Source organism: Homoserinimonas sp. A520, assembly GCF_054489245.1.
The window spans coordinates 118,658-131,583 of the sequence record NZ_JBTMWX010000001.1 but is presented as its reverse complement, the minus strand read 5'-3'; the positions used below and the strand labels follow the sequence as shown (position 1 = coordinate 131,583).

At 66.9% G+C, this 12,926-nt stretch carries 10 protein-coding genes and 1 other RNA gene; all 11 read left to right on the top strand.

Features of this window, described 5'->3' with window-relative positions; translation table 11 throughout:
• Positions 1-5: 5 nt before the first annotated feature.
• The 11 genes from ACX3PH_RS00650 to ACX3PH_RS00600 all read left to right on the top strand — a co-directional run bounded on the left by ACX3PH_RS00650 (position 6) and on the right by ACX3PH_RS00600 (position 12,920).
• Positions 6-1,328, top strand: a complete 1,323-nt coding sequence (locus ACX3PH_RS00650) for a dihydrolipoamide acetyltransferase family protein (protein WP_459088326.1) — start codon at positions 6-8, stop codon at positions 1,326-1,328.
• Positions 1,329-1,419: 91 nt separating this feature from the next.
• Positions 1,420-1,516: signal recognition particle sRNA small type (ffs, locus tag ACX3PH_RS00645), an RNA gene on the top strand.
• 22 nt (positions 1,517-1,538) lie between these two features.
• Positions 1,539-2,564 carry a tellurite resistance/C4-dicarboxylate transporter family protein gene (locus ACX3PH_RS00640; RefSeq protein WP_459088324.1) on the top strand — a complete coding sequence of 342 codons (1,026 nt, stop codon included), beginning with the start codon at positions 1,539-1,541 and terminating at the stop codon, positions 2,562-2,564.
• Positions 2,565-2,688: 124 nt separating this feature from the next.
• Positions 2,689-3,249, top strand: a complete 561-nt coding sequence (locus ACX3PH_RS00635; protein WP_459088322.1) for a winged helix-turn-helix domain-containing protein — start codon at positions 2,689-2,691, stop codon at positions 3,247-3,249.
• Complete coding sequence (locus ACX3PH_RS00630) at positions 3,246-4,523, top strand: MFS transporter (protein WP_459088320.1); 1,278 nt, start codon at positions 3,246-3,248, stop codon at positions 4,521-4,523. The genes ACX3PH_RS00635 and ACX3PH_RS00630 overlap by 4 nt, the downstream gene beginning before the upstream one ends.
• A 9-nt stretch (positions 4,524-4,532) precedes the next feature.
• The gene (gene pta, locus ACX3PH_RS00625; RefSeq protein WP_459088318.1) at positions 4,533-6,626 is read left to right on the top strand and encodes a phosphate acetyltransferase; all 2,094 of its coding nucleotides are present in this window, start codon (positions 4,533-4,535) and stop codon (positions 6,624-6,626) included.
• Entirely contained in the window at positions 6,620-7,747 is a 1,128-nt protein-coding gene (locus ACX3PH_RS00620; RefSeq protein ID WP_459089806.1) for an acetate/propionate family kinase, read from the top strand. Before pta ends, ACX3PH_RS00620 begins: the two co-directional genes overlap by 7 nt.
• A 72-nt stretch (positions 7,748-7,819) precedes the next feature.
• Positions 7,820-9,901 carry a DNA polymerase III subunit gamma and tau gene (locus ACX3PH_RS00615; protein WP_459088316.1) on the top strand — a complete coding sequence of 694 codons (2,082 nt, stop codon included), beginning with the start codon at positions 7,820-7,822 and terminating at the stop codon, positions 9,899-9,901.
• Between the two features lie 3 nt (positions 9,902-9,904).
• Complete coding sequence (recR, locus tag ACX3PH_RS00610; protein WP_459088314.1) at positions 9,905-10,504, top strand: recombination mediator RecR; 600 nt, start codon at positions 9,905-9,907, stop codon at positions 10,502-10,504.
• 101 nt (positions 10,505-10,605) lie between these two features.
• Positions 10,606-11,871, top strand: coding sequence for an aspartate kinase (locus ACX3PH_RS00605; protein WP_459088312.1), 1,266 nt, complete (start codon positions 10,606-10,608; stop codon positions 11,869-11,871).
• Complete coding sequence (locus ACX3PH_RS00600) at positions 11,868-12,920, top strand: aspartate-semialdehyde dehydrogenase (protein WP_459088310.1); 1,053 nt, start codon at positions 11,868-11,870, stop codon at positions 12,918-12,920. Before ACX3PH_RS00605 ends, ACX3PH_RS00600 begins: the two co-directional genes overlap by 4 nt.
• Positions 12,921-12,926 lie beyond the last annotated feature (6 nt).

Below are 12,926 nucleotides of genomic sequence, written 5' to 3'. Positions count from 1 at the left end.
CGACCATGTCAGAAGTGACGATGCCCAGGCTCTCCGACACCATGGAGGAGGGTGAACTCGCGCGCTGGCTGAAGAACGTCGGCGACATGGTCGAGAAGGGCGACGTGATCGCCGAGATCGAGACCGACAAGGCGACCATGGACCTTGAGGCTTTCGAGAGCGGCGTGCTGGAGAAGCAACTGGTCGAGGAGGGCACCGTCGTGCCGATCGGCCAGGCCGTCGCCGTGATCGGAGATGGCAGCTCGAGCGGGGCTGAGCCTTCTGCCGACGAGCCCGCTGAAGCTGCCGCTGGTGAGTCCTCAAAGGACAAGGACTCCGTCGCTGCTGAAGCGGAGGGCGAGACCGAGTCGAGCGCGCGTGAAGAAGGAGACCTCGAAGAGCCTGGGCAGCCAGCTGAAGCGGCGCAGCCGGAAGAAACAGCGGATGCCGACAAAGCGCCTTCCAGCGCCGACAAGCTGCGGATGTCGCCACTCGCCCGCAAACTCGCGCATGACAACGACATCGACCTGGGCTCCCTGAAGGGGACCGGGCCGGAAGGCCGGATCATCCGTGCCGACATCGAGGCCGCCATCCAGGCCAAGGGCGAGAAACCGTCCGCGGAGCCGGCTGCGGCAGGTGCGGCAGCCGGCCCGTCTGCGAGCGAAGAGGATGAGGTCGTCCCGCTCAACAGGATCCGCAAGGTCACCGCCAAGAGGCTCACCGAAAGCCAGGCAGTACCGCACTTCTTCCTCACCAACGTGGTCGAGGTCGATCGGCTGATCGCACTCCGGGCCGACGTCAACCAGGGACTCGCCGACCAGGGGATCAAGGTGAGCCTCAACGACTTCATCGTGAAGGCCGTCGCCATCGCGTTGCGGCTGCACCCGGAAGCCAACGCGTCCTTCAATGGCGACAGCATCATCCGTCGCGGTCAGGTCAACGTCGGGGTCGCGGTGGCCACGGATGCCGGACTCCTGGTGCCCGTCGTGAAAGGTGCCGACCGCAAGTCGCTGAGCGAGATCGGCGCGGAGATCGTCGAGCTCGCAGGCAAGGCCCGTGACGGCAAGCTGGGGCTCGACAACATGAGCGGCGGAACGTTCTCGGTCAGCAACCTGGGCATGTTCGGCATCGACGAGTTCACCGCCATGCTCAACCCACCCGAAGCGGGCATCCTCGCGATCGGAGCGGCCAGCCCGGTGCCCATGCTGCGGGACGGCGAACTGGTGGAAGTGCAGAAGATGAAGATCACCCTCACCGTCGACCACCGCGCGATGGACGGGGCGACCGGTGCGGCGTTCCTGCGCGACCTGAAGGGCATCCTGGAGCAGCCGCTGCGCATCCTGGTGTGACCGGCGCGCTGCTGGTCGAGTCGTAAGGCGGGTCGAGCGAGCGAAGCTTGTCGAAGGGTCGAGACCCGCCTGCCCAGCCTGTAAACTAGTGCACGGCTCCCCACGTGGCGCCACCCAGGCCAACTCCCCCAGGACGGAAACGTAGCAAGGGTAACCGGGCTCTGGCGGGTGCGTGGGGGGCTGCTACATTTTCCGGGCATCATGGGTGGGGTGAACTCCAGACTCGCAGACGCGGTGCGCACGCTGCCGCCCGGCTCCTTCTCGTTCGTCATGGCGACCGGGATCGTGTCCACTGCGTTCCTCGCCGTCGGGTGGGAACCGGCATCCGTCGTCCTGCTGGTGATCGCCCTGGGCGGTCTTGCCGTGCTGACCGTGGCAACCGGATGGCGGCTCGTCGCACACCGCCAGGCAATGGTCGCCGACGCCGTCGACCCGGCCAAGGCGTTCGGCTACTTCACGATCGTCGCGGGCATCAACGTGGTCGGCGTCAGGCTTTTCACCCCAGAAGCTCCGCTCGCCACGATCATCCTCGCGATCATCAGCGTGCCGTTGTGGTTGGTGCTCACCTACGGTGTGCCGGCGGCGCTGATGCTGCGCTCCAGCGAGAAGTCGGCCGCATCCGAAGTCAATGGCGGCTGGTTCCTGTGGGTTGTGGGAACGCAGTCGCTGGCCACGGCAGCCGCCGCGATCGCGCCCATCTCCGGCAACCAGGCGCTCGCCGCCATCGCCGTCGCGCTGTGGGGGATCGGCGTGATGCTCTACGTGATCCTTGCCACCCTGGTCACCCTGCGCCTGCTCACGGTGCGCAGCGACCCGCTGACCCTCGGTGCGTCGTACTGGATCTACATGGGCGCGACGGCCATCACGGTGCTGGCCGGTTCGCGCATCCTGGTGCTCTCCGATGACCTTCCGATCATGGCCGCCACCTCCGGAATCGTGTCGGGCCTGACCTTCGTGCTGTGGGCGTTCGGCGTGTGGTGGGTGCCGCTGCTGGTGATCTTCGGCGTCTGGCGGCACGCGGTTCGGCGGGTTCCGCTCCGCTACGAATCGGAACTCTGGAGCATCGTGTTCCCGCTGGGCATGTACTCGGTGGCGAGCATCCACTTCGGCGCTGAAACTGGCCTGCCACTGATTGTCACCATGGGGGAGGTCGGGGTCTGGATCGCCGGTGTCGCGTGGCTGGTGGTGGCCGCGGCCATGGTTCTCTCCCTCCGACGGGTGGTTCAGCCCCGCTAGCCGGTCGAGCTTAGGACGGTTGCCCCATGCGGCCAATCTGTGGGGCAACAGCTCTCAGGTCGACGATGGGTTAAATTACACAAGAGGTATTGCACAAGAGTCCTTGTGGAGTTATCGTTGGCGCATGGAAAGCGCCATCAACCTCACCAGCGCCAAGCAGATGCGCGCCCTGGCGCATCCATTGCGGATGCGGGTGCTCGGCGAACTGCGCATCAACGGGCCACGCACGGTTGGCGGCCTGTGCGACGTCTTCGACGAGGCGCCGGGCACGCTGAGCTACCACCTGGGCAAGCTGGCCGAATTCGGCTTCGTCGAAGAAGCTCCCGAACTGACCACCGACCGTCGCGAACGGTGGTGGCGGGCGGTCCACGAGTTCACCAACATCACGGTCGAACCGGATGCCCCGGCCGACGAACGCCTGGCCATCACTGTCGTGCTGCACCAAGTCATCGACACCTATTCGGCAACCCTTCACCGGGCCGTGGACGCCGAGGCGACCTTGCCGCCGGAATGGGCGAAGCCATCCGGCTCCTTCGATATCGCTGCATATCTCACCGCCGAGGAGTTCGCCAAGGCGAGCGACGAACTCCTGGCGGTGCTGCAGAAGTGGCACGCCCGCAGCGACCGCAACAGGGAAGGCGCCGAGGTCGTGCAGTTGATCGCCCACGCGGTGCGGATGCCATGAGTACCCCGACAACGCCCGGCGCCACGATCACACCGGTCAAGCCGCGAATTCGCCTGCTTCCGCTGGTGGCTTTGCTGTCCGCCCACGGGCTATCGCTCGCCGGCAACGCAATCACCATGGTCGTGGTGCCGCTCTACGTCCTGCACGACACCGGTTCGGTCTTCGCCACTGGCGTGGCCGGAGTGTTCGCCACCGTGCCGATGATCGTCGGGGGAGCGCTCGGCGGTGTGGTCGTCGACCGCCTCGGCTTCCGGCGTGCGGCGATCGCGGCAGACCTCGCCAGCGGGGTCACCGTTCTGGCCATCCCGGTGCTCGCCGCCACCGTCGGCCTGCCGTTCTGGGCGTTGCTGTCACTGGTCTTCCTCAGTGGGCTGCTCGACACCCCCGGCAACACGGCGAAAGCCGCACTCGTGCCCGACCTGGCCGAACTCTGCGAGGTGAAACTCACCCGCGCGACCGGTGCCGCCGGCGCCATCTCCCGCAGCGCCATGATGGTGGGCGCATCCGTCGCCGCGCTCGCCGTCGTCTGGCTGGGGCCGCTCAACGCGCTGCTGTTGGATGCCGCAACCTTCGCCATCTCCGCGGCACTCATCTGGGGCGGAGTGTCACGGGAGGTCAAGGGAACGGCGGATGAAGACCTCGCCGAATCCGCGGCGGGATTCTGGCGGGAGTTCCAGGACGGCATCCGCTATCTGGCACGCACGCCCATCATCCGCAACGTCGTGCTGATGGTGGTGATCACCAACTGTTTCGATGCGGCCGGGATCCTGGTGCTGAAGCCTGTTTACGCGAAAACGATCACGCCGGACGGAGAGATCTTCGGGATCATGCTGGCCTGCTTCGCCTTCGGGGCGCTATCCGGAGCCGGACTGTTCGGCTGGTTCGGCCACCGCCTTCCCCGCCGGGGCACCCTCGTCGTCTGCTTCGTGCTGTGCGGCCCGCCGCCATACATCGCCATGGCCCTGGACGTTCCGGTGCCGCTGCTGCTCGCCACCTTCGCCTTCTCGGGACTGCTGGCCGGCTCGATCAACCCGCTGCTCGACACGGTGCTGTTCGAGCAGCTGCCGAGGGCCATGCGGGCTCGCGTGCTCGGCGCGCTGACCACGGGGGTCACGGCCGGGATGCCGCTCGGCGCCCTGCTCGGCGGTGCTGCAGTCGAAGCGTTCTCTCTGGTGCCGGTACTCGTCTTCATCGCCATCGCCTACGGGATCGTGACGCTGGCGCCGCTGGTCGGAAAATCGTGGAAAGGCCTCGATGCGCGCCCCGCGACATAGGCTGGACAGGTGGCTCGCAACATCTACATCACCTCGATCGAGGGGCACGCGGGGAAGTCCACCGTCGCCCTGGGCATGCTCGACACCCTCAGCCACGAAACGGAGCGACTAGGCGTTTTCCGCCCGGTCGCCCGGACCAGCCACGAGCGCGACTACGTACTCGAGCTGCTGCTCGCCCACGACGGCGTCGACCTGCCGTATGAGGACTGTGTCGGGGTCGGCTATGACGAGGTTCACGATGATCCGGATGCCGCGCTCAGCCTGATCGTCGAGCGGTTCAAGGCGGTCGAGGCCCGGTGCGATGTCGTGGTGATCGTCGGATCCGACTACACGGATGTGGGCAGCCCGACCGAGCTTTCATACAACGCCCGCATCGCCGCCAACCTGGGCGCCCCGGTGCTGCTGGTGCTGGGCGGGCAGGTTGAGGCCGGCAGCCGAACAGCAGATGATCTCGCCCAGGTCTACGGTTTGGCCCGCCAGGAACTGGATGCCGCCCACGCCCACCTACTGGGGGTCATCGCCAACCGGTCGGATCCCGACAACCTCGCTGAGATCGTCGCCGACCTGGCAGCAGCGGTTGGCGAGGACGTGCCGGTCTGGGCGATCCCGGAAGACCCGTTCCTCATCGCCCCCAGCATGGGGACGCTGCTGGAGGCGGTCGATGGCGAGCTGCTGAAGGGCGACCCCGACCTCCTGCTCCGCGAAGCACTCGGCGTGGTGATGGCGGGCATGTCGATGGAGAACGTGCTCACCCGGCTGATCGAGGGGTCGGTGGTGGTCGTCGCCGGAGACCGTTCCGACGTGCTGCTCGCCATGCTGATGGCGCACTCGGCTGAGACGTTCCCGTCGCTGGCCGGCATCATCCTGAACGGCGGGTTCGACCTGCTGCCGCAGATCGAGCTGCTCATTGACGGCTTGGACTCGTCGCTCCCGATCATCCGCACCAAGCTCGGCACCTACGACACGGCCCGCATCATCACCCGTACGCGGGGCAGACTGGCGGCGGACTCGCCCCGCAAGTTCGACACCGCTCTCGCCCTGTTCGAGCAGCATGTCGACGGCGAGCTGCTGCTGGAGAGGCTCGACGTCTCCCGGTCGGACGTCGTGACCCCGCTGATGTTCGAGTACGACCTCCTCGACCGTGCGCGCAAGGATCCGCAGCACATCGTGCTGCCGGAGGGCAGGGACGATCGAATTCTCCGTGCCTCCAGCACACTGCTGCGCCGGGGTGTTGCCGAGCTGACCATCCTCGGCGAGGAAGCGGAGATCCGCGCCCGCGCGACCGAGCTCGGCCTCGACATCTCAGCTGCGCGCATCCTGAGCCCCCTCGACGAGGAGCTGCGCGACCGTTTCGCGGCCGAGTACACAAAGCTGCGGGAACACAAGGGGATGACCCATGAGGTTGCGCGCGAGACCGTCACCGACGTCTCCTACTTCGGCACCATGATGGTGCACCTGGGGCTGGCCGACGGCATGGTGTCCGGGGCGATGCACACCACGGCGCACACCATCCGGCCCGGTTTCGAGATCATCAAGACCGAGCCGGGGGTGTCGATCGTTTCCAGCGTGTTCCTCATGTGCCTGGAAGACCGCGTGCTCGTCTACGGCGACTGCGCGGTCAACCCCGACCCGAACGCGGAGCAACTGGCCGACATCGCGGTGTCGTCGGCGGCGACCGCAGCGCAATTCGACATCGAGCAGCGCATCGCGATGCTGTCGTACTCGACAGGGGCATCAGGAAGCGGCGCCGACGTCGACAAGGTGCGTCAGGCGACCGAGCTGGTGCGGTCGCGGCGGCCGGACCTCGCGGTGGACGGCCCCATCCAGTACGACGCGGCAGTGGACGCTGCGGTCGGCAAGTCGAAGCTGCCGGGCTCAGAAGTGGCCGGCCGGGCAACCGTGTTCATCTTCCCCGACCTGAACACCGGCAACAACACCTACAAGGCGGTGCAGCGCAGTGCCGGTGCTGTGGCCATCGGACCGGTGCTGCAGGGACTGCGCAAACCGATCAACGACCTCTCGCGCGGAGCCCTCGTGCAGGACATCGTCAACACGGTCGCGATCACCGCCATCCAGGCTCAGGCACTGGAGGGGACATCGTGAAAGTCTTCGTCGTCAACTCCGGCTCCTCCTCGATCAAGTACCAGCTCGTCGACCTCGACACGGGTGAGGCGACGGTCAGCGGGCTGATCGAGCGCATCGGTGAGCCGGGCGGCGAGGCATCCGACCACACCGCCGGCATGAAGCTGGTGCTCGACGACCTGGGCAGCGACCACACCTTCGCGGCGGTTGGCCACCGCGTCGTCCACGGCGGCCCGCGCTTCACCGAGGCCACGCTGATCACCGACGATGTCGAGGGTGAGATCGACGAGCTTTCCGACCTGGCGCCGCTGCACAACCCGGCGAATGTGCTCGGCATCCGTGCGGCCAGGGCGGCGCTGCCCGACCTCCCGCACGTCGCCATCTTCGACACCGCGTTCCACCAGACGCTGCCAGCGGATGCCTACACCTACGCCATCGACGCCGAGGTCGCCGAAAAGTACCAGGTGCGCCGCTACGGGTTCCACGGAACCTCGCACCAATACGTCTCAGAGCAGGCTGCTGTCTTCCTGGACCGACCGCTGGAGTCGCTGAAGACGATCGTGCTGCACCTGGGCAATGGCGCATCCGTCACCGCCGTCGATGGCGGACGCTCGGTCGACACGTCGATGGGCCTCACCCCGCTGGAGGGCCTGGTGATGGGCACGCGCTCCGGCGATATCGACCCGGGGATCATCTTCCACCTTTCCCGGGTCGCCGGAATGAGCATCGACGAGATCGACAAGTTGCTCAACCGGCGCAGCGGCCTGCTCGGCCTGACCGGAACCGGCGACATGCGCGACGTGCAGGAGGCCGCCGCCCGCGGTGACGAGGCGGCTCTTGCCGCGCTTGCGGTCTGGCGTCATCGCATCCGCCACTACATCGGTGCCTACATTGCGACGCTCGGCGGCCTCGACGCGCTGGTCTTCACCGCCGGGATCGGCGAGAACAACGCGCTGCTGCGGCGGCGCGCGCTGGCCGGGCTGGAGTTTCTCGGCATCGAAGTCGACGACGACCGCAACGAGTTGCAGTCGAAGGTGGCGCGCCTCATCTCGCCCGACGAGGCATCCGTCGCGGTGCTGGTCATCCCCACCAACGAGGAGCTGGAGATCGCCCGGCAGGCCGCCGCCTTCGCCCCAGCCTGACCCCGCTCACCGTGAAGAACGTGCTGTGGAGCAGCCGAGCGGAAGGTCAGCGGCGCCGACTATCCTGAGGGGGTGGTTACCGCCCTGTATCGCCGTTATCGGCCAGAGAACTTTTCCGAGCTGATCGGGCAGGCTCAGGTGACCGATCCGCTGATGACGGCCTTGCGCACCAACCGGGTCAACCATGCCTACCTGTTCAGCGGGCCACGCGGATGCGGCAAGACGACGTCCGCACGCATCCTCGCCCGCTGCCTCAACTGTGCGGAAGGCCCGACCGACACCCCGTGCGGTGTCTGCCCGAGTTGCGTCGAGTTGAGTCGCGACGGCGGCGGATCCCTCGACGTCGTCGAGATCGACGCGGCCAGCCACAACGGTGTCGACGACGCCCGCGACCTGCGCGAGCGCGCCGTGTTCGCGCCGGCCCGCGATCGCTACAAGATCTTCATCCTCGACGAGGCGCACATGGTGACGCCGCAGGGGTTCAACGCCCTGCTGAAGATCGTCGAAGAGCCGCCGGAGCACATCAAGTTCATCTTCGCAACGACCGAACCCGAAAAGGTGATCGGCACCATCCGGTCGCGCACGCACCACTATCCGTTCCGGCTGGTGCCGCCCGCCCAGATGCTCGAGTACGTGACCCAGCTCTCCGAGAGCGAGAAAGTCGAAGTCGAGGCCGGCGTTCTGCCGCTCGTCGTTCGTGCCGGGGGCGGCTCCGTTCGGGACACCCTCTCGCTGCTCGACCAGCTGATCGCCGGATCCGACGGCGCGAAGGTGCTGTACGAGCGTGCCGTCGCACTGCTCGGCTACACGCACGGCTCGCTGCTCGCCGAGGTCATCGACGCGATCGCCGCTCGGGATGCGGCTGCCGCCTTCTCCTCGGTCGACCGCGTCATCCAGACCGGTCAGGACCCGCGCCGTTTCGTCGAAGACCTGCTCGAGCGCCTCCGCGACCTGGTCATCGTGGCCGCATTCCCGCAAGGCGCAAGCTCGCAGGCGGCGGCTGTGCTGCGCGGCGTGCAGCAGGACGAACTCGACCAGATGGCGCAGCAGGCGGCCAGGTTCGGCTCCGCGGAGCTCAGCAGGGCAGCGGATGTCATCGGTGCGGCCCTCACGGACATGACCGGCGCGACGTCCCCCCGACTGCACCTCGAACTCATGATCGCCCGCATCCTGGTTCCGGCATCCGACGAGAGTGAGCGCGGCACCCTGGCTCGCGTGGAGCGGCTCGAACGCCGGGTCGGGGTTGAGGGTGCTGCGGCGGCTCCGGCAGTTCCCGCAGCTCCCGCAGTGAGTACACCCGCCGCTGCAATGCCAGCGGAAGCAGCGCCAACGAGACCCGCGCCTTCGAAGCCGGCGCCCGCAACCGAGGTTCCTGCGTTGAAGACGGAAGCTCCGTTGCCACCAGCGGATGCCCGTACGCCCGCCGCTGAACCAGTTCCTGCTGCCGCTGAGAAGCCGGTCCCCGTCGCAGCACCGACCCAGGCCGTTCCGGTCACGCTGCAACAGGTGAAGGATTCCTGGCCGCAGATCCTCGAGACCCTTGAGAAGTTGAAGCGCAGCGCGTGGATGGTGCTGGCCACCGCCCAGGTGCGCGACCTCCGCGACGGGAAGATCCTGGTGCTCACGCTGCCGAGCCAGCGCGATGTGGACGACCTGAAGGACCGCTCCAACCCGGGCAAGGGCACAGCCGACTTCCTCAAGAAGGCCGTTGCCGAAATTCTCGGCTTCACGCCGCTGCTCCTCGCGAGCGTCGATGCCGGAGCGACCGCACCCGCCGCCCCTGCGCAAGTGGCCACGACGCCTCAGTCGACTGCGACACCGGCGACGGATGCTGCCGGCTGGGCCACCGTCGCCATCCCCGGCTCCGAGCCGCGGGACGAGGACGCCCCGCCACCGGACGAACCGCCGGCCGAAGAGCCACCGGCAGCACGGAACAGCGCTGCGCCCGCAACAGACGCACCGGCCCAGAGCGCACCGCAGAGTTCACCGCAAGGCAGTAAGTCGAACAAGACAAGCAGCCGCCCGCCGCAGGCATCGAGCGGTGGCGGGGGATCCCGCGCACGGTACGGCGAAGCTGTCGTCCGCGAGATCCTCGGGGCGAGCTTCATCGAGGAGCAGCCGCACAGCCCTCGGGTGATTCCGGGAGCGAACTAAGCCGTGTACGAGGGAATCATCCAGGAGCTCATCGATGAGCTGGGGCGCCTGCCCGGCATCGGGCCCAAGTCGGCGCAGCGCATCGCGTTCCATATTCTTCAAACGGAATCCTTCGACGTCTCGCGGCTTGCCGCGGTACTGACCGAGGTACGCGAGAAGGTGCGTTTCTGCGAAATCTGCGGAAACGTCAGCGAACAGGACACCTGTGCCGTGTGCCGCGATCCGCGGCGCTCTCCTGCAACTATTTGTGTTGTCGAAGAGGCCAAAGACGTTGTCGCCATCGAACGCACCCGGGAGTTCCGCGGCCTGTACCACGTGCTCGGCGGCGCCATCAGCCCCATCGACGGGATCGGACCGGACGATCTGCGCATCCGCCAATTGATGCAGAGACTCGCCGATGGCACGGTGACGGAGGTCATCATCGCCACCGACCCGAACCTCGAGGGGGAGGCGACAGCCACCTACCTTTCCCGGCTGCTCATGCACCTGGAACTGCGGGTCACCCGCCTGGCGTCCGGGCTTCCGGTGGGCGGCGACCTCGAGTATGCGGATGAGGTCACCCTCGGCCGTGCCTTCGAGGGCAGGCGACTCGTTGAGGGCTGACACGTAACCAGCGCACGGCAGCCGGTAGAATCGGTTTCTCGACCGCTACCAATGACCAGCTGGCGATCGGATCACCCTTTCACTAGTGCTGGGAGTTTCGCGTGGCCCTGATCGTGCAGAAGTACGGTGGCTCATCCGTAGCGGATGCGGAGAGCATCAAGCGGGTGGCCGCGCGCATCGTGGAGACGCACCGCGCGGGCAACGAGGTCGTAGTCGTGGTCTCGGCCATGGGCGATACCACCGACGAACTGCTCGACCTGGCGCACGGTGTCACCGAAACCCCGACCGGTCGCGAGCTCGACATGCTGCTGACCGCTGGCGAACGCATTTCGATGGCGCTCCTGGCGATGGCGATCAAGCGTCTGGGCGATGAGGCCCGCTCCTACACCGGCAGCCAGGCCGGCATGATCACCGACGAAAAGCACGGCAGCGCGCGCATCGTCGAGGTGACGCCGGGACGCGTCCGCGCGGCGCTCGACCACGGAGCGGTGGCGATCGTCGCCGGCTTCCAGGGGTTCAACCGCATCACGGGCGACATCACCACGCTCGGTCGCGGCGGATCGGACACCACCGCGGTGGCGCTGGCCGCAGCGCTGGGGGCGGATGTCTGCGAGATCTACACGGATGTCGATGGCATCTACACAGCGGACCCCCGAGTCGTTCCGACGGCCCGTAAAGTCGATGTCGTCACCAGCGAAGAGATGCTGGAGTTGGCGGCAGCCGGTGCCAAGGTCCTTTATATTCGCGCAGTGGAATATGCGAGGAGGCACGGTGTCGTGCTCCACGTCCGCTCGTCGTTCAGTCATAACGAGGGAACCCTCGTCGTCAGCTCAAGGGATGGAGACCCCATGGAAGAACCGATGATCACGGGCATCGCGGCCGACCTGAGTGAAGACAAGATCACCGTCGCCGGAGTGCCGGACATTCCAGGCAAGGCGGCCCAAATCTTCACCATCGTGGCGAAGACGAATGCCAACATCGACATGATCGTGCAGAACGTGTCCAGTGCCGCCACCGGCAGGACCGACATCTCGTTCACGCTCCCGCAGTTCCAGTCGCAGGCGGCGCTCGACGCGCTGAACGGCGCCAAGGAGCAGATCGGTTTCGAGACCCTCATCCACGACGACCAGATCGGCAAGCTGGCCCTGGTGGGGGCGGGCATGCGCACCAACACCGGTGTCTCAGCGAAGCTGTTCACGGCACTGTATGAGGCGGGCATCAACATCGAGATGATCTCCACCAGCGAGATCCGCATCAGCGTTGTCATGCGGTCCGACATCATCAACGAGGCCGTGCGTATCGTCCACAAGGCGTTCGACCTGGACGCCGATATCGAGGCCGTCGTCTACGCAGGGACCGGACGATGACCCCCGGCGTGAACATCGGCGTGGTCGGCGCGACCGGTCAGGTCGGCATGGTGGTGCGCCGGCTGCTGGAGGAGCGCGACTTCCCGGTGGCAAGCATCCGCTTCTTCGCGTCTGCGCGGTCGGCCGGTTCGACGCTGCCGTGGAAGGGCGAAGAGATCGTCATCGAAGACGCCTCGACTGCCGATCCGAGTGGCCTGGACATGGCCATCTTCTCGGCTGGGGCGACGACGTCGAAGGCGCAGGCCCCGCGATTCGCCGCTGCCGGAGTCACCGTGATCGACAACTCGTCCGGCTTCCGGATGGACCCCGACGTGCCACTCGTGGTCAGCGAGGTCAACCCGCACGCCATCGATCAGGCGGTCAAGGGGATCATCGCGAACCCGAACTGCACCACCATGGCCGCCATGCCGGTGTTGAAGGCGCTCCACGCCGAGGCGGGCCTGACCCGGTTGATCGTCAGCACCTACCAGGCGGTGTCCGGCGCGGGGCTGGCAGGTGGCGAGGAACTGCTGTCGCAGACCAGGGCGGCTGTCGAGCAGGATGCCATCGGCCTGGTTCACGACGGTTCGGCCGTCACCATGCCTGCGCCCGAGAAGTTCGTCGCACCGATCGCCTTCGATGTCATTCCGCTCGCCGGGTCCATCGTCGACGACGGTATGAACGAGACCGACGAGGAGAAGAAGCTGCGCAACGAGAGCCGCAAGATCCTTGAGCTTCCGGGCCTGCTAGTGAGCGGCACCTGTGTGCGCGTTCCGGTGTTCACAGGGCACTCACTGTCGATCAACGCCGAGTTCTCGTCGCCGCTGTCTGCGGCGCGCGCGACGGAGTTGCTGGCGGATGCTCCCGGCGTCTCGCTGGCGGACGTCCCGACTCCGCTGGAGGCAGCCGGGAAGGATCCGAGCTTCGTCGGGCGCATCCGCCAGGACGAGGGTGTTCCGGATGGTCGCGGGCTGGCGCTGTTCATCAGCAACGACAACCTCCGCAAGGGCGCCGCGCTCAACGCTGTGCAGATTGCCGAGATCGTGGCGGCGCGCGTGCTCGCCGCGTAGCAGCGC